Genomic DNA, 17,160 nt, shown 5'->3' with positions numbered 1-17,160 from the left:
ACCTCGGCTTGTCCTCAGGCCAGCAGGTGCTCGCGCATCCTCGCGCCCGGATTGATCCCACCTACTATCCGAGGGCCGGTCGGATCGAGCACGCCGAGGGTGTTGTTGCGACGCATGAGCGCACGGACCGGCGGCGGCAGCCGGGGCGGGTCGTCCATGGCTGCGAGGACCTGCCCTGCGGTGGAGATCAGCCGATCGGCCAGGGCGGCGGCGTCGGTGTCCACGCGCACCCGGCCGTACTCCCAGCCGGCGGTGGTGAGGTCGAGCACCTCGAACACGTGGGTCACGAGCGCGTTCGGGTCGGTCACCCGGTCGAGCCGGGACGCCTGGCTGCCGACCACCGCGACGGCGGCGGCCACCTGCGCGTACGGGTGGAAGCCGCACGGCAGAGTGAACAGTGGCCAGCGCAGGGACCGGCCGGCCTCCATCCACAGCGGCCGGTAGTTCCGGCGGTGCACCAGGAGCCGCCGCCCCGTTCGTCGGTGCACTTCCTGCGCCTGCGCCTGTAGGTCCGCGTGGGCCTCGTCGGCGACCTGGCTCACGATCCGGGCCGCCACCACCAGGCCGTCGTCGCCGTTCAGCATCCCGGTGACCGCCTCGACCTGCGCGGGAAACGGGATCCGCGCATGGGCGCCGTACTGGTGCTGGACTTCCCGTAGCAGCACCTGCTGCCGCCCCGCATCGAGCTGGACCCGCCCGCCGCCCAGCAACCGCTGAAGCCAACGCATTTCGCCTCGTTTCAGCAGAGCCGTCCCGGACTGCGGCAATGCTAGTGCGTCGGACCTCCCTCGTGGCCGAAGGGGTGGCTGAACGATCCCGCTGACCCACCTTCGTCGGCGCGGCCCCAGCTACGCAACGTCCCGGTTGACCCCCAAGGTCCGTCAGCGACCTGCGCGATCGTCGCGCGCGGCCTCGACCTGTACAACGGCCACCGCGTCAAAGAACGGCCGGCCCCCGAACCCAGGGCCCTGGCACAGTCGCGGGGTGTCCGATCTCGCTCGGTGTTCATCCGCTCTCCGGGAATCCCGTTCCGCTCCTTGAGGATGACCCGAAATCTTGGCCAGGGCCTCGGTCTGACCGGTCCTGCGCTGTGTGTTCCCTCTCCCGCGAATGTTCCGGGGACGTCGGCCGCCCCACGCCGCCCCGTACGTCGGGCAGTCGGGTGGGCGGCCTGACGAATGCGCTCCGTGCCCGGTCGGGAGCCTGTCCTTCGGCCCCTATGGAGCTGCCCCGTCTACGCGCCCGCTCCATCGGTAGCACAAACGGGGCAGCTCCATAGGGGCCGAAGAAGGGTAGGCCGATCCGGCGGACGGCCGACCCGGCAGGGGCCGATCCGGCGGGGGCGATCCGGTAGGGGCCGATCCGGCGGGGGTCGATCCGGCGGGGGTCGATCCGGCGGGGGCCGATGGTGTCGGCAGCGCGCATCCCCCTGGGGCCTGCCAAATCGGAGATCCACGACCTGCCGGGGCCCTACCCTCGAACTGCCCTCTCGGGCGAGGTGGTGGCCTACCGCGACGGCGTGGTGTCTACAAAATGCGCGCCGGCCAACTTCAACTTATATCGCACTGGGGGGCTTGCGGCAAGACCCGGGTCTTGCCGCAGAATCGTCGGCCGGACCCAGGAATGGACGACGAATTGGGGCACGACGTGCATGGCGATTCACCCGGTCAGCGAAGTGCAATGGACGACAGCCGCCTCGGAGGCATCGCGATGATCGAGCATTACGTGTCAGGTCTCCAAGAGGTCGACGAGACGCAGGGCGCGACTGTTGGCGGCAAGGGCGCGCACCTGGGGGCGCTGTCGCGGATCGACGGCATCCGGGTGCCGGCCGGCTTCTGCGTGACGACGGACGCCTTCCGGCGGATCATGGCGGAGGCGCCGTCGATTGACGATCGGCTCGATCAGTTGTCGCGTCTGAGCCCGGACGACCGGGAGGCGATCCGCACGCGCAGTGCGGAGATCCGCCGGATCATCGAAGGGATAGTCCTTCCCGACGAGGTGGCTGCGGCGATCACCGGGGCTCTCACCCGGCTCGGTGAGCGGGCTGCCTACGCCGTCCGATCCAGCGCGACGGCCGAGGACCTGCCGACGGCCTCCTTCGCAGGCCAGCAGGACACGTACCTGAACGTCATGGGGCCGGCGGCGATCCTGTCGCACGTCAGCCGGTGTTGGGCCTCGCTCTTCAGCGAGCGCGCCGTGACCTACCGCCAGCGGAACGGCATCGACCACCGTACGGTCCAGATGGCGGTTGTGGTGCAGAGGATGGTCTTCCCGCAGGCGGCGGGCGTCCTGTTCACGGCCGACCCCGTCACGTCCAACCGGAAGGTCGCCTCCGTGGAGGCCAGCTTCGGCCTCGGCGAGGCCCTGGTCTCCGGGCTGGTGAACGCGGACGCCTACCGGGTGCGCGACGGTGAGATCATCGACAGGGCGATCGCCGCCAAGCGGCTTGCCGTCCACGCCCTGCCGGGTGGCGGGACGACGCAACAGGCGATCGACCCGGAGCGGCAGGAGCAGCCGGCGCTGACGGATGCGCAGGTCGTGCGGCTGGTGCGGCTGGGCCGGCGGATCGAAGCCCACTTCGGCCACCCCCAGGACATTGAATGGTGCCTGGTCGACGATGACTTCCAGATCGTCCAGAGCCGGCCGATCACCACGCTCTTTCCGGTACCCGAGACCGACGACGCAGAGAACCACGTGTACGTCTCCGTCGGTCATCAGCAGATGATGACCGACGCCATGAAGCCCCTGGGGTTCTCCGTGTGGCAGCTGACGGCCCTCGCGCCGATGCACCACGCCGGGGGACGGCTCTTCGTCGACGTCACCCGGCACCTGGCGTCGCCGACGAGCCGCGCCGGCCTGCTCGACGCCCTGGGCACGTATACCGATCCGCTGATGAGGGACGCGCTGGAGACCGTCATCGACCGCGACGACTTCATCCCGTCGCTGCCCGATCAGGTGCAGGCGTGGACGCCCGCCGGGGGCCCGCCCGCCCCGATCGAGACCGATCCGGCCATCGTCACCGACCTGGTCGACGGCAGCCGGGCGCGCATCGTCACCCTGCGGGGCGCCATCCGGACGGCCTCGGGGCCGGCGCTCTTCGACCTTCTCCTGGCGGCCTTCGAGGAGCACAAGCGGTCCCTCGGCGACCCCCGCAGCATGCAGGTGATCATGGCGGGAATGGATGCCACCCGGTGGCTCAACGAGCACCTGGCCAAGTGGCTGGGCGAGAAGAACGCCGCCGACACCCTCACGCTCTCCGCGCCCGGCAACGTCACGTCGGAGATGGGGCTGGCGCTCCTGGACGTCGCCGACGTCATCCGCCCGCATCCGGAGGTGGTGGCGTACCTGCGGGAGGTCGAGGACGAGGGCTTCCTGGAGGAGCTGCACACGCTCCCGGGCGGCCGGAAAGCGCGCGCCGCCATCCGGGCCTACCTCGACACGTACGGCATGCGCTGCGTCGGCGAGATCGACATCACGAGGCCGCGCTGGAGCGAACGCCCCACCACGCTCGTGCCCCTCATCCTCGACAACGTCAGGAACTTCGAGTCGGGCGCCAGCGGACGGCGCTTCGCACAGGGCCTCCGGGCGGCGGCCGGGAAGGAACAGGACGTCCTGGAGCGCCTGCGGGCCCTGCCGGACGGGGAGCGGAAAGCCGACGAGACCAAGCGGATGATCGACCGGGTCCGCACCTTCATCGGGTACCGGGAGTACCCGAAGTACGACATCGTCAGCCGCTACTTCGTCTACAAGCAGGCCCTGCTGGAAGAGGCCGAGCGCCTCGTGCACGCCAACGTGCTTCGGGAGAAGGAGGACGTCTTCTACCTCACGTTCCAGGAGCTGCACGACGTCGTACGCACGCATCGGGCGGATGACCAGCTCATCCACCGGAGGAAGGAGGCGTTCAGGTCGTATCAGGCGCTCACCCCGCCCCGGGTGCTCACGTCGGACGGTGAGGGCATCTCCGGGGCGTACCGGCGCGACGACGTGCCGACCGGCGCGCTGGTCGGCCTCCCGGTCTCCGGCGGGATCGTCGAGGGGCGGGCCCGCGTCATCCTGGACCTGGCCGACGCCGACCTCGAACCGGGCGACATCCTGGTTACCGCCTTCACCGACCCGAGCTGGTCACCCCTGTTCGTCGCGATCGAGGGGCTGGTGACGGAGGTCGGCGGCCTGATGACCCACGGTGCGGTGGTCGCCCGGGAGTACGGCCTGCCCGCCGTCGTCGGTGTGGAGCGGGCGACCACGCTGATTCGGGACGGGCAACGGATTCGCGTGCACGGAACCGACGGGTACGTCGAGATCCTGTCTTGACCGACCACGACCGGGAAGGCTGTCGTAGCTTCGGTCGAACCAATTGCGCCGGGCGCAGCCGAATCACAGGGGCGTCCCGGGCCGGGCGGGTGACGCGACCGGTAGCGACGGCTCGTATCCTGTGCGCGAAGGTCGGACGTAACTGAAGGGGGTCGGTGTGAGCAACCGGATCGAGACGCTGGAATTCCAGGCGGAGGCGCGCCAGCTGCTCCAGCTGATGGTCCATTCGATCTATTCGAACAAGGACGTCTTCCTGCGCGAACTCATCTCCAACGCGTCCGACGCGCTGGACAAGCTGCGCCTGGAGTCCCTGGTCGACAAGGATCTCGCGGCCGACACCTCCGACCTGCACGTCGAGATCGAGGTCGACCGCGAGGCGCGCACCCTGACCGTCCGGGACAACGGCATCGGCATGTCCCGCGACGACGTCGTCGGGTTGATCGGTACCATCGCCAAGTCCGGCACCGCCGAGCTGCTGACCAAGCTGCGCGAGTCGAAGGACTCGGCCGGGTCCGCCGACCTGATCGGCCAGTTCGGGGTCGGGTTCTACGCGACCTTCATGGTGGCCGACAGGGTCACCCTGGTCACCCGCCGCGCCGGGGAGGCCGAGGGCACCCGCTGGGAGTCCACCGGCGAGGGCACGTACGTCGTGGAGACCATCGACGACGCGCCGCAGGGCACGGCCGTCACCGTCCACCTCAAGCCGGAGGACAGCGACGACAACCTGCACGACTACACCGCCGACTGGAAGATCCGCGAGATCGTCAAGCGGTACTCCGACTTCATCGCCTGGCCGATCCGGATGACCGTGGAGCGTCCCGGCGAGGACGACGCGGTCACCCGCGAGGTGCAGACCGTCAACTCGATGAAGGCGCTGTGGGCCCGCCCGCGCAGCGAGGTCGACGAGGCGGAGTACAAGGAGTTCTACAAGCACGTCAGCCACGACTGGGCCGACCCCCTCGAAACGATCCACATGCGGGGCGAGGGCACCTTCGAGTACGAAGCGCTGCTGTTCCTGCCGTCGCACGCCCCGGTCGACCTGTTCGCCCCGCAGGCCCGTCGCGGCGTGCAGCTCTACGTCAAGCGCGTGTTCATCATGGACGACTGCGACGCGCTGATGCCCAACTACCTGCGCTTCGTCAAGGGCGTCGTCGACGCGCACGACCTGTCGCTGAACATCTCCCGGGAGATCCTCCAGCAGGACCGCCAGATCCAGGCGGTGCGCCGCCGGCTGGTGAAGAAGATCCTCGCCACCGTCAAGGAGCTGAAGGCCAACGAGGCCGAGAAGTACCGCACCTTCTGGTCGGAGTTCGGCCCGGCGCTGAAGGAGGGCCTGCTCGACGACCCGGACAACGCCGAGGCCATCCTCGACATCGTCTCCGTCGCCTCCACCCACGACCCGGCGGAGCTGACCGGCCTGCGCGACTACGTCGAGCGGATGAAGGACGGCCAGGGCGACATCTACTACATGACCGGCGAGTCCCGGGCGATGATCGAGAACTCGCCGCACATGGAGGCGTTCCGGGCCAAGGGCTACGAGGTGCTGATCCTCACCGACCCGGTGGACGAGGTGTGGGTCGAGCGGGTCGGGCAGTTCGACGGCAAGCCGCTGCGGTCCATCGCCAAGGGCCAGGTCGACCTGGACACCGAGGAGGAGAAGGAGGAGGCCGAGTCGGCCCGCGAGCAGCAGCGCCAGGAGTACGCCGACCTGCTGACCTGGATGAGCGAGAAGCTCTCCGGCAGCGTCAAGGAGGTCCGGCTCTCCACCCGGCTGACCACCTCGCCGGCCTGCGTCGTCGGTGACGCCCAGGACATCACCCCGACGCTGGAGAAGATGTACCGGGCGATGGGGCACGAGGTGCCGCAGGTCAAGCGGATCCTGGAGCTGAACCCGGGGCACCCGCTGGTCGAGGGGCTGCGCAAGGCCCACGAGCAGGAGGCCGGGGCCGACTCGCTCGGCGACACGGCCGAGCTGCTGTACGGGATGGCGCTGCTGGCCGAGGGCGGCGAGCTGGCCGACCCGTCCCGGTTCACCCGCATCCTCGCCGACCGGCTGGCCCGCACCCTGTAGCCGCCGAGAAGCGCCGCGCGCCGGGCTCCACGGTCGACACCATCGACCGTGGACGCCCGGCGCGCGCCGTCTGCCACCCCGAGCGGGGTTCCCGGGCAGCCGGTTCGACCGGGATGACGGCCCGATGTTTCGGGGGCGGCCGCGCGGGTTGGCGCCGCGGCCGGGCATGGCCGCCGATCGCCCCACTGAGCTGTGTGGGCGCTCACCGAGCGTTTCCGGCATCCGATGTGCGCAATCGGACCCCAGTTACTCTTAGTGATGGGGTGAGGTTGTCCAATGGCGGTTCGCCCTGATCAGACTCGGCCCGGCGTTCGCCCTGCATGGCTGGTGAAGTCTCGCAAGTCGACGATGCGGCCCTTCGCCCGAGCGGGTGAAGAACTTCACAAGAGGTGGGCACTCGTCACGAACGGTGCCTAACGTCGATGGAGTCCGCGAATGCGGCGACCACGGTCGGTAACGCCTAGTCCTGCCTTCGACCGTCGGTTCCCTTGTCAGTCAGGCAGGAGCGGGGGACCCACATGTTCCTCGGTGCACCGCACCTCGGGGTGAAGCCGCCTGCGGCGGCCGGGCTCCTCGGCCCGAACCCGACAGCTCACCTCGCCGGCGTGGAGGAATCACACATGGCAACTGCACACACTGCCCGCCACCGTCGGATGACCGTCCGTCGCGCCGCCGTCGGCACTCTCGCCGCGGGCGCCCTCGCCGGGGCCGTCGCCCTGGCCGGCCCGGCCGCGCCGGCCCAGGCCGCGGTCAACTGGGACGCCGTCGCCGCGTGCGAGTCCGGCGGCAACTGGCACATCAACACCGGTAACGGCTACTACGGCGGACTGCAGTTCTCGCAGGGCACGTGGGCCGGCTACGGCGGCAAGAAGTACGCCGCCCGCGCCGACCTGGCGACCCGGAGCGAGCAGATCCGCATCGCCGAGAAGGTGCTCGACGGCCAGGGCATCGGGGCATGGCCGACCTGCGGCAAGAAGGGCGGCTCGACGAAGGACAGCCCGAAGTCGGAGCGGAAGTCGGAGACGAAGGCCGCCCCGAAGGAGCGGTCCTCGCGTACCGAGAAGCCGGCCTCGCGCAGCAAGCGGGACATCACGAGGAGCGCCCCGAAGAGCGCCCCGTCCAACGGCGGGACGACCTACGTGGTCCGGTCGGGCGACACCCTCTCCGAGATCGCCACGGCGCAGGGCGTGCGGGGCGGCTGGCGCGCGCTGTGGGAGAAGAACGAGCGGGTCGTGGGCGAGCACCCGAACCTGATCTTCCCGGGCCAGCGGCTCAGCCTCTGACCCGCCCGGCCGGGTCGGCGCGACCCGGCGTCCCGGTCGCGGGGCACCCAGCACCGCAGGCGCCCGGCCGGTTCGTCCGGCCGGGCGCTCCCGCGTCCCCGACGGGCAGCAACACTGCGGGCCGGGACACCGGCCACCCGGGAGGGACCGGTGACTCCACGTCAGGTCAGGCGAGCGGGAACACCGTCACAGCCCCCGCATAAACGAGTCGGCCGCGAACCCGTCGCCGGGCACAATGGCGCGATGTCGCCCCGAACCGCCGCCCTGCTCGACGACCTCGACGAACTGCCGTACCGGGAGCGGATGACAGCCCTCGCCGCCCGGTCCCGGGCCCTCGCCGCCGCCGGCCGGCTGGCCGGGGTGCTCGCGGACCTGCGCGCCGGGTCGACGTACCACCGGTTCCTCGCCGTGACCGCGGCCCAGGTCGTCGGCGACCGCGCCGGGGTGGCCGCCGCCCTCGACGACCCGCACGCGGCGATCCGGGCCGTCGCGGTCCGCGCCTGCCTGCGCGCCGGCTGGCTCACCGCCGACGACCTGCGCCCCCTGCTCGCCGACGCCCCGGCCGACCTGCGCCGGCTGGTGTACCGGTCGCTGCGGTCGCTGCGCCGCCCGGAGGCCGCCGACCGGCTCGTCGACGCGGTCCGCGACCGGTTCGGCGACGCCGAGGCGGTCGCGCTGCTGCCGGCCTGCGGCCCCGACACGGTACGCCGGCTGCTGCCCCTGCTCGACCACGCGCTCGGCGGCGGGACGACCCTGGCCCGCCGGCACGCCGGGGTCCTGCTCGACCACGCCGAGGCGACGCTGCCCGGCCTCGACGGCCCGGAACGCTCCCGCTGGTGGGCGGCCCGCGCGGGCGCGCTGCTCGGCACGGCGGCCGACCACCCGGAGCGGGTGCTCGCCCTGCTCGAACGCCACGCCCCGGCCGACGGGCTCCCCGGCGGCCTCGCCCGCTACGGCGTGCTCGCCGCGGCGTCCCCGCACCGGGCGCTCGCGCTGCTGACCGCCCCCGCCCGCGCCGGCTGGCTGACCCGGGCCGCCCTGCCCCCGGTGCTGCTGCGCCGCCTCGCCGTGCTGCCGGCGGCGGACCTGGTCACCCTCGCCCGGCGGCTGCGCGCCGACAGCGCCAGCCTCGCGGCGCTGCTGGACGCGCTGCCCCCGGCGGCGCGCGGCACCCTGTACGACGCCGCGCTCGCCGACGTCGAGACGGCCGCCGCGATCCCGTCCCGGGAGGTCATGGCGGTGCTGCCCCGGCGCTGGCGGGAGCGGGAGGCCCGCCGGGTGCTCACCCTCGACCGGGTCCGCGCCGACGAGGCCGCCGTGCGGGCGTGGAGCGCCGAGCTGCCCTGGCCGGAGGCGTCCGCGGTGCTGACGCCCGCCCTGCGCGCCGCCGACGCCCAGGACCGGGCGAGCGCGTACGAGCTGCTGCTCACCGCCGCGCGGCGCAGCGACGACCCGGCGGCGGTGGCCGAGGCCGTGGCCCGGCTCGGCGGGCTGCGCAACGAGCAGGACCCGGTCCGGTCGGCGGCGCTGGCCACCCTGGCGACCATGCCCCGACTGCTGCGCGCCGACTCGCGGCCCGTGCTGGCGGCGCTGGTCACCGACGCCACCCACGCCCGGGACGCGTCCATCCGCACGCTGTCCGCGCTGGGCGACCTGGCGTGCGGGGTGCTGCGCCACCACGTCGACGAACCGGAACTGCTGGGCTGGGCGCTGGCCACCCTCGACGCCCTCCTCGGCGGGCACCACCTGCCCCCGCTGGGCCGGCTCGACCACGGCCTGCGGCGGGGGCAGGAGCGGGTCGTCCTCGACCGGCTCCTGCCCCGGATCACCGCCGGGATGGCGCGCGGCGAGTTCACCGCCCTGTTCGCCGTCACCCGCGCGCTGGGACGCCGGGCGTGGCGGCTGCCCGCGCTCCAGGAGCTGCTGCACCGGGCCACCGGCCCGGGCAACGTCTCCCCGGTCGTCCGTACCGCCGCCGACCTGTGGCTGGCGGACCCGGCGCCGCGCGGCGAGCGGGTTGCCCTCCTGCTCGCCGCCGACCCGTCGGTGATCACGTTCGAGGCGGTGTGGCGGACGGTCTGCGGCCGGCGCACCGACCTGCTCGACGGGGTGCTGCTCGGCCCGCCGCCGGCCGGGGCGTTCCTGCCCGCCGGGCCGCGCTGGGTGCCCGGGCATCCGTGGCACGTCGGCCGTTGGCTGCCCCGGCACCGCCGGGCGTACGTCGACCTCCAGGCCCGGGTGGCCCGCGACGCGGGTCAGCCGATGCACGCCCGGGCCGCCGCGCTCGCCCGCGCGGCGCGGGTCCCCGACGCCGGCCGCGACCTGGTGCTGCGGTACGTCGACTCGTCGAACGTCACCCTCGCCGAGGCGGCCCTCGGTGCGCTGCCCTGGACCGACCGGCCCGAGGAGGCCCTGACCACGCTGCTCGCGCACGCCGACGACGATCGGGCCCGGGTGGCGATGTACGCCGCCGGCCGGGCCGCCCGGTTCGTCGCCCCGTCCGCGCTGCTGGCCCGGCTCAGCGGAATCGCCCTCGGCCGGGGCAGGGTGACCAGCCGCAAGGAGGCCGTCCGGCTGCTCGGCCGGCACGGTCCGCCGGAGGCGGTGCCGCTGCTGCGGCAGGTGTGGCAGCAGCCCGACCAGCACCGCGACGTCCGGGCGGCGGTCACCTCCGCCGCCCGGCAGCGGCTGCACACGCCGCAGAGCTGGGCGGTGCTGGACCTGGCCGTCGGCGGCGGCCGGGAGGACACCCTGGCCGTGCTGGCCGCCGGGCCGCACGAGGTGCCGGAGCCGCACCGACCCCGGTACGCCGGCCTGGTCGTCACCGCCTGCCGCAGCGGTGACGAGGTGGTCTCCCAGGCGGCGCTGACCCGGCTGGCGCAGTGGGCCCGGTGGGCGCCCGACATCACCGACCTGGCCGTCGAGACGCTCACCGACCTAGACGCGCACGCCGGCTGGCCGGCCCGGTCGATGCTGCTCCGCGCGCTGCTGGACCTGCCGCACCGCCCCGAGCGGGCCGCGCTCGACGTCGCCCTGCGCCGGCTGGTGGCCCTCGACGCGGCCGACGACGACCCGGGCGGGCCGGAGCGGGACCGGCCGGCCCGCCGCCGGATCGACGCGATCCTGCGGACCGTGCGGGTGTGGGCGCAGCGCGCCGGCGTCGACGCCGACCGCGGCCCGGCCCGGGACGCCGCCCGCAACCTGGCCCGGCACCCGGGGTTCGTGCCCGGCGCGGCCGGGCTGCTGGCAGCTCTGGTGCGCCTCGACGGGCGCACCCCGCAGCAGCTCGTCGCCGAGCTGACCGGGCTGTTCGAGCTGGCCGCCGGCCGCCCGGCGCTGGCCGCCCGCCTGGCCGACGCCCTCGCCGACCGGGTACGCCGGGACGCCGCTGTCGTGGACGCCGGGCTGCTGCTGGCGGCGGCCCGGGAACTGGCCGGCCGAGGCGACGGGGCCGGGCTCCTCGCGCTGGCGCTGACCCGGGCCGGGGAGTCGTACGGCTGGTCGACGCCGTGGCGGGACCTGCTGCGGACGCTGCGCGGGCACCCCGTCGCCGACGTCCGCGACGCCGCCCTCGACCTGTCCATGTCGGGGTGACCCGCCCCGCCCCGGGGTGGTGCGGACCGGGGCCGGTGGGGTGCCGGCGGCAGGCGTGGCGGGCCGCACCTGGAATGCACTCGGCGCGACTGACGGCGTCGGGAGGCCGCTCGTCGGCGATCGATGTAGATCGCCGGAGCTTCGGTCGGCGGCGCCGTCAGTATTTCATGACGCAGTAGACGACAGTCGGGTTCAGGAACCGGTACCAACGATTCCATTTGCGATCCCGCGTGCACCTGTTTCCGTTGGAGGCGCCGGGGACGATGTCGATGATGTGGACAGTGCCCTTCGCCTTGCACTTCGTCGCGCCGACGACCCAGCCACTGCCCTTCGGAAACTTGTAACAGTAGAAGCGCACCAGGTGAAGCTCGAGGCACAGCCGATAGCCCGCCTCGGTGATGTACGCGGAATCGGGGTCAGCGCAGGTGCCCTGGGAATTGTCCATCGAGACCACCCGGTAGGTGCCACGGGTGCCGTTGCAGTTGCCGATGCCCTGAAAGCTGCCCTTCTCGCTGACTACGACGCACTGCCCGATCTTCGCCGGTGGCGGTGGCGGAACCGCCTCGGTCGTGGGGACGATCTGCGGCGGGTAGTACGTCGGCTCAACCTGCGGAGGTGTTCTCGTCGTCTCCATCGGCCCGGGCGCGGGGCTGACTGCGGACCGGTCCTGCGGGCCGCTCCTGGCCTTGAAGATGACCACCCCGCCCACTGCGGCCCCGCAGACTCCGAGCAGGCACAGCGCCAGCGCTGCGGCGACCACACCGATGATGAGAGGCGTATTGCGTTTCGGTGGCGTCAGTGGTGGCTGCGGCGGTCGCGCCCCGGGGTTCGGTGGAGGTGCACCCGGTTGGTCGGGCATGCTCGGCGGTGGAGGCAACGTCACTCGAAGAGTGTCACATAGGCCCGCTTGGCGTATGTCCAAGGTGGACAGAGAGGGGCGATTTGGTGAGCCGGACCTTCCTGCCCGCCACAGGGCCCGCCTTCGCGGCCCACCTGGTCCTGCTCGTCGCCAGTGTCGCCGCGCTGCCACACGCTTCCCGGTCGGCCCGGTGACCAGGGCCCCGGCACAGTCGCGGGTGTCCGATCCCGCTCGGCGTTGATCCGCTCTCCGGGAATCCCGTTCCGCTCCTTGAGGATGACCCGAAATCTTGGGCAGGGCCTCGGTCTGACCGGTCCTGCGCTGTGTGTTCCCTCTCCCGCGAATGTTCCGGGGACGTCGGCCGCCCCACGCCGCCCCGTACGTCGGGCAGTCGGGTGGGCGGCCTGACGAATGCGCTCCGTGCCCGGTCGGGGACCTGTCCTTCGGCCCCTATGGAGCTGCCCCGTCTACGCGCCCGCTCCACCGGTAGCACAAACGGGGCAGCTCCATAGGGACCAACGAAGGGTAGGCCATCCCGGCGAAGACAGACCCCGCGAAGACCGACCCGGCAGGGGCCGATGACGTCGGTAGCGCGCGCATCCCTGGGGCCTGCCAAGCCGGAGACCCACGACCTTGCCGGGGCCCTGGCCCGGTGACACGGGCGCTACGTTATGCGGTGTGACCACGGGATGGGTGGAGTGGCTGCTGCTCCTGATCGCCCTGCTCATCGGGGGGCTTGCCTGGAAAGTGGGTGCACCCGTGTGGGCGGCCCTGATCCTGTCGCTCGCAATGGCCCTGTTGATCCGGCGGATGCGGGAACAAGGACGCATCGAACTTCTCGTGCGATGGCTGCATCGTCATGAGGAACCATCCGGACCTTGAGCCTGACGGGTGCCCGCCCGTGTCGCCCGCCAGGGCCCGGATCCGGTCCCCGGGCCGCAGGTGAGCCGGGCCCCGACGACCGGGCCCCGACGACCGGGCCCCGACGACCGGGCCCCGACGACCGGGCCCCGCGTTCCGGGGACCGCCGCCGTCCTGCCGGCGGGGTGATGTCACCGCGAGACCCGCAGCGCTGGTGCGGGCGCTGCGGGCCCCGCGGTCACGCCCCGGCCGGGTCGCACCGGCGGGGCCGGGCGGCGGCGCGGGGGCTCGCGGTCACCGGTGCGGACGCCCCGGATCGGCCAGCCGCAGGGCGTTGCAGACGTCGGCGACGTCGGTGACCTCCCAGGCCAGCTCCCCGGCGGCCCGTCGGGCCCGCGGGTCGGTGACGATCCCGGTGAGGATGACGACCCGGTTCTGCACGCTGACTCTGACCGGCTCGTGGCGGACCGTCGGGTCGCCGCCGAGCCGCCGGGCGACGACGGCGGCGAGCCGGGCGTCCTCGTCCGCCGGCCCGGGCTTGTCGGGCTCGGCGGGCCAGGAGTGGTCGTCGGGCGACGGCCAGGGGATGACCACGGGGGATGGTCCCTTCTCGGTGTGCGGTGTCGGTGTCGGTGTGTCTAGGCGGAGTCGGAGCGGCCGGCGGTGGCCGCCACCAGGACGACGCCGACGCCGGCCAGCCCGACCTGCACGAGCACGTCCTGGAACCGGAAGCCGGCCCCGGCCACGCCGACGAGGCGGGCGAGGATGGTGCCGAGCAGGGCGGCGACCACGCCGACGACCAGGGTGAGCCAGAGCGGCGCGGTCTGCCGGCCGGGGACGACGAGCCGGCCGAGAGCCCCGACGACGAGCCCCACGAGAAGGGCGCTGACGAGCCCGGCGACGGTCACGGCCGCTCCCGGGCGACGAGGGTACGGAGGCTCATCGCGGCCCGCCGGCCGGCGTTCCGTCGGGCAGTCCCCGCACCGGCACGGCCGCCCGGCCGGCGGGCGTTCGCCCCGCCCGGTGGGACCCCGGCGGAAGGGGCCGGTCGGCTTCCGGCGGCCGGCCGGAGACGATCGGCAGGACCTGGTCCAGGCGGGCGGACTGCAGGATGCGCCAGATCCGGGGGTTCGGGTCACGTACGGTGAGCACCGCGTCGGCGCGGGTGAGCCGCCGGTGCACGTCGAGCAGCAGCCCGATCGCGGCGGCGTCGATGTGCCGGCAGCCGGACAGGTCGACCACGACCTGGGCGGGGTGCAGGGCGAGCAGCTGGTCGAACACGGCGCCGGTCGCCGACAGGCAGGCCAGGTCGAACTCGGTCACGGCCACCTCTACCAGGGGAATCGTGCACTCCCGGTGTGCCAGTGGCGTCGTCACGGCCGTACCCCTTCCCTCGCGGACCCGGACGCCCACCACCGTGCCGGTCGGGGTTGGCGGGCACCGCGCGGACGTGTGACAGTTGCGTGACAAATCCGCCATCCGTGGGACACGGTTGGCCGTCGGCGGACGGCCTTGGAGATGATTCCGGCATGACGTCCGTACTGGTGATCGAGGACGACGACCGCATCCGCCTGGCGCTGCTGCTCGCGCTGGAGGACGAGGGCTACGACGCCCACGGCGCTGCCACGGCCGAGGAGGGGCTGCGCGCCCAGCGCCGGAACCCGACCGACTACGTCCTGGTCGACCTGATGCTGCCGGGACTGGACGGCTTCGAGTGCATCCGCCAGCTACGCCGCGACGACGACGTGCCGATCGTGGTGGTCAGCGCCCGCGACGACACCCACGACATCGTGGCCGCCCTGGAGGCCGGCGCCGACGACTACGTCGTCAAGCCCGTGGCGATCAAGGAGCTGACCGCCCGGCTGCGCGCCCTGCGCCGGCGCGCCCGCGCCGTCGTGCCGGCCGTGGCCGAGCCCGTGCCGGTGCTGGCCTTCGGTGACCTGGAGGTCAGCCCTGAAGCGGGGGAGGTGCGCCGGGCCGGGCACCGCGTGTCGGTGACCCGCACCGAGTTCCGGCTGCTGTGCGAGCTGGCCGAGCACGCCGGCCGGGTGCTGTCCCGCCAGCAACTGCTGCAACGGGTCTGGGGATACGACACCGGCGACGAGCGGCTCGTCGACGTGCACGTCGGCCGGCTGCGGCAGAAGATCGAGTCGGACCCGGCCAACCCCGAGCACCTGGTGACCCTGCGCGGCCTCGGCTACAAGCTGCAGCGATGAGCGGCCCCCGCCGGCCCGCGCGGCGTCGCCTCGGCCTGCGCGCCCGGGTCACCGCGGCGTTCGCCGCCGGGGCGCTGCTGCTGGCCGCCTCGATGGCCCTGGTCTCGTACGAGCTGACCCGCCGGTCGCTGATCGACGAGCGGGAACGCACCGCCGTGCGGGCCGCATACTTCGACGCCGCCGTGGTGCGCAACGGCCTGGACACCGACGACCCGGACGTGGTGGAGGTGCTGCGGTCGCTGGACACCGGCGGCAGCCGCCGGGCGCTGCTCAACCTCGACGGCGACTGGCACGCCCGCACCGCCGACGTCGGGCTCACCGCAGCCGTGCCCGAGGAGCTGCAACGGCTCGTCGGCGCGGGGGAACCGGCCGTGCAGCGGGTCCGCGTCGACGGGCAGGCCGCCCTGCTGGTGGGGGTGCCGCTGTCCGGTTCGGCGACGTACTACGAGGTCAACTCGCTGGGCGAGCTGGAGCGGACGTTCCAGGCGCTGGCCCTGACGCTGACCGCCGTGGCCATCATGGTGGCCGGCTCCGGCGCGGCGCTGGGCTGGTACGCCACCCGGCACGGCCTGCGTCCGCTGACCGCGGTCGCCAACGCCGCGGAGAAGATCGCCGCCGGTGAGCTGACCGCCCGCCTCGACCCGGCCACCGACCCCGACCTCACCCGGCTGTCCACCTCGTTCAACCACATGGTCGACCAGTTGGCCCGCCGGATCGAACGGGACCGCCGGTTCGCCGCCGACGTCAGCCACGAGCTGCGCTCGCCGTTGCAGACCCTCGCCGCGGCGGCCAGCGTCCTGCAACGGCGGCGGGAGCACCACGACGAGCGCACCGCCACCGCCGCCGGTCTCGTCGCCGACGAGATCGACCGCTTCCAGCGGCTGGTCAACGACCTCATCGACCTGGCCCGCAGCGACCAGCCCGCCCACCGCACCCCGGTCGACGTGGCGGAGCTGGCGCGGCGGGCCTGCGCCGAGCGGGACCTGCCGGCCTCGCTGGTGCGCCTGACGTCGGGCACGCCGCATACCTGGCGGGTGGAGCAGCGGCGCGTCGCGCAGGTGCTGGTGAACCTGCTCGACAACGCGACCCGCTACGGTGCCGGCCCGGTCGCGGTGCGGCTGTCGCGCGACGGCGACGCCGGCGTGATCGAGGTCGACGACGACGGCCCCGGGGTGCCGGTGGAGGACCGGGAGGCCATCTTCGATCGCTTCGTCCGTGGCCGGGCCGCCCACGCCCGGGGCACCGGCGACGGCACCGGCCTCGGCCTGGCCCTGGTCGCCCAGCACGCCACTGCGCACGGCGGGCGGGCCGGCGTGGTCGACCGTCCCGGCGGGGGCGCCCGGTTCCACGTCACCCTGCCCAGGAGCCTGCCGTGACCGGCCGCCGTGCCGTCCCGGCCGTCCTGGCCGGCCTGCTGGTCCTGGCCTCTGCCTGCGGGGTGCCCGCCGAGGACCGGCCCCGGGCGGTCGAGGTCCCGCCCGGGCCGTTCCCGTCCCCGGCGACGGCCGGCAGCACCGCGCCGACCGGCCGGGTCACCGAGACGCTGTGCTTCGTCCGGGACGACCGGCTGGTGCCGGTGCCGCGCCGCGTCGACCGTGCGCCCGACGCGGACGCCCAGCTGAGCGACCTGCTCGCCGGCCCCACCGCCGTCGAGCGGGACGCCGGGCTGACCAGCGCGTTGCCGGGGGCGATGAGCGCCGTCGTCGCGGACGTCGCGGGCGGCCACGCCCGGGTGACGGTCGGCCAGACCGGCGACGAGACCGGCCGCAGCGACGAGGTCCTGGCGTTCGGGCAGATCGTCTGCACCCTCGACGCCCGGGACGACGTCACCACCGTGTCGTTCCTGCGCGACGGCCGCCCCCTCGGGGTGCCCCGGGCGGACGGCTCGCTCTCCGCCCAGCCGCTGACGGCCGCCGACTACACCGCCCTCACCGCCGTCCGCTGACCCGGCCCGCTGCCGCGCCC

The 17,160-nt window shown here is 73.5% G+C and carries 13 protein-coding genes and 1 riboswitch; of the genes, 8 read left to right on the top strand and 5 right to left on the bottom strand.

Annotation, left to right across the window (positions count from 1 at the left end; translation table 11 throughout):
- Nucleotides 1–14 precede the first annotated feature (14 nt).
- Complete coding sequence (locus GVV04_RS01200) at nucleotides 15–728, bottom strand: hypothetical protein (RefSeq protein WP_161683866.1); 714 nt, start codon at nucleotides 726–728, stop codon at nucleotides 15–17.
- A 982-nt stretch (nucleotides 729–1,710) separates the two neighbouring features.
- On the opposite strand from GVV04_RS01200, the gene rph reads away from it, so the two are divergent.
- From rph to GVV04_RS01180, 4 genes are all read left to right on the top strand, one after another.
- Nucleotides 1,711–4,311: a rifamycin-inactivating phosphotransferase gene (rph, locus tag GVV04_RS01195; protein WP_161684584.1), complete on the top strand. Its 2,601-nt coding sequence runs from the start codon at nucleotides 1,711–1,713 to the stop codon at nucleotides 4,309–4,311.
- Between the two features lie 157 nt (nucleotides 4,312–4,468).
- Complete coding sequence (gene htpG / locus GVV04_RS01190) at nucleotides 4,469–6,382, top strand: molecular chaperone HtpG (protein WP_161683865.1); 1,914 nt, start codon at nucleotides 4,469–4,471, stop codon at nucleotides 6,380–6,382.
- 467 nt (nucleotides 6,383–6,849) lie between these two features.
- A riboswitch (cyclic di-AMP (ydaO/yuaA leader) is annotated at nucleotides 6,850–7,003 on the top strand.
- Nucleotides 7,003–7,665 (top strand): transglycosylase family protein, encoded by a 663-nt coding sequence (locus tag GVV04_RS01185; protein WP_161683864.1) that lies wholly within the window; start codon nucleotides 7,003–7,005, stop codon nucleotides 7,663–7,665. (Overlaps the previous riboswitch by 1 nt.)
- A gap of 243 nt (nucleotides 7,666–7,908) precedes the next feature.
- On the top strand, nucleotides 7,909–11,259 hold the full coding sequence (locus GVV04_RS01180) for a hypothetical protein (protein WP_161683863.1): 3,351 nt from the start codon (nucleotides 7,909–7,911) through the stop codon (nucleotides 11,257–11,259).
- A 157-nt stretch (nucleotides 11,260–11,416) separates the two neighbouring features.
- On the opposite strand, the gene GVV04_RS01175 is transcribed toward GVV04_RS01180, so the two are convergent.
- Complete coding sequence (locus GVV04_RS01175) at nucleotides 11,417–12,019, bottom strand: hypothetical protein (protein WP_161683862.1); 603 nt, start codon at nucleotides 12,017–12,019, stop codon at nucleotides 11,417–11,419.
- Nucleotides 12,020–12,796: 777 nt separating this feature from the next.
- Here GVV04_RS01175 and GVV04_RS01170 point away from each other — a divergent pair.
- Nucleotides 12,797–13,000: a hypothetical protein gene (locus GVV04_RS01170; protein ID WP_161683861.1), complete on the top strand. Its 204-nt coding sequence runs from the start codon at nucleotides 12,797–12,799 to the stop codon at nucleotides 12,998–13,000.
- A gap of 273 nt (nucleotides 13,001–13,273) precedes the next feature.
- Here the strand turns inward: GVV04_RS01170 and GVV04_RS01165 are convergent, their stop codons facing one another.
- The 3 genes from GVV04_RS01165 to GVV04_RS01155 are packed head-to-tail and all read right to left on the bottom strand — an operon-like array spanning nucleotide 13,274 to nucleotide 14,356.
- Entirely contained in the window at nucleotides 13,274–13,573 is a 300-nt protein-coding gene (locus GVV04_RS01165; protein WP_161683860.1) for a BON domain-containing protein, read from the bottom strand.
- A 44-nt stretch (nucleotides 13,574–13,617) separates the two neighbouring features.
- On the bottom strand, nucleotides 13,618–13,887 hold the full coding sequence (locus GVV04_RS01160; RefSeq protein ID WP_161683859.1) for a GlsB/YeaQ/YmgE family stress response membrane protein: 270 nt from the start codon (nucleotides 13,885–13,887) through the stop codon (nucleotides 13,618–13,620).
- 31 nt (nucleotides 13,888–13,918) lie between these two features.
- Entirely contained in the window at nucleotides 13,919–14,356 is a 438-nt protein-coding gene (locus GVV04_RS01155) for an STAS domain-containing protein (protein WP_328822145.1), read from the bottom strand.
- A 152-nt stretch (nucleotides 14,357–14,508) separates the two neighbouring features.
- Here GVV04_RS01155 and GVV04_RS01150 point away from each other — a divergent pair, with 152 nt between their 5' ends.
- Genes GVV04_RS01150 through GVV04_RS01140 form a run of 3 tightly spaced genes read left to right on the top strand, consistent with a single transcriptional unit; the run spans nucleotide 14,509 to nucleotide 17,140 of the window.
- The gene (locus GVV04_RS01150) at nucleotides 14,509–15,195 is read left to right on the top strand and encodes a response regulator transcription factor (RefSeq protein ID WP_161683857.1); all 687 of its coding nucleotides are present in this window, start codon (nucleotides 14,509–14,511) and stop codon (nucleotides 15,193–15,195) included.
- Entirely contained in the window at nucleotides 15,192–16,571 is a 1,380-nt protein-coding gene (locus GVV04_RS01145) for a sensor histidine kinase (protein WP_161683856.1), read from the top strand. The genes GVV04_RS01150 and GVV04_RS01145 overlap by 4 nt, the downstream gene beginning before the upstream one ends.
- Nucleotides 16,568–17,140: a GerMN domain-containing protein gene (locus tag GVV04_RS01140; protein WP_161683855.1), complete on the top strand. Its 573-nt coding sequence runs from the start codon at nucleotides 16,568–16,570 to the stop codon at nucleotides 17,138–17,140. Before GVV04_RS01145 ends, GVV04_RS01140 begins: the two co-directional genes overlap by 4 nt.
- The last annotated feature ends 20 nt before the right edge of the window (nucleotides 17,141–17,160 follow it).

It is taken from the genome of Micromonospora rubida, from assembly GCF_009908295.1.
GTDB classification, from domain to species: Bacteria; Actinomycetota; Actinomycetes; order Mycobacteriales; family Micromonosporaceae; genus Micromonospora; species Micromonospora rubida.
This window is presented reverse-complemented; position numbering and strand designations above follow the sequence as displayed.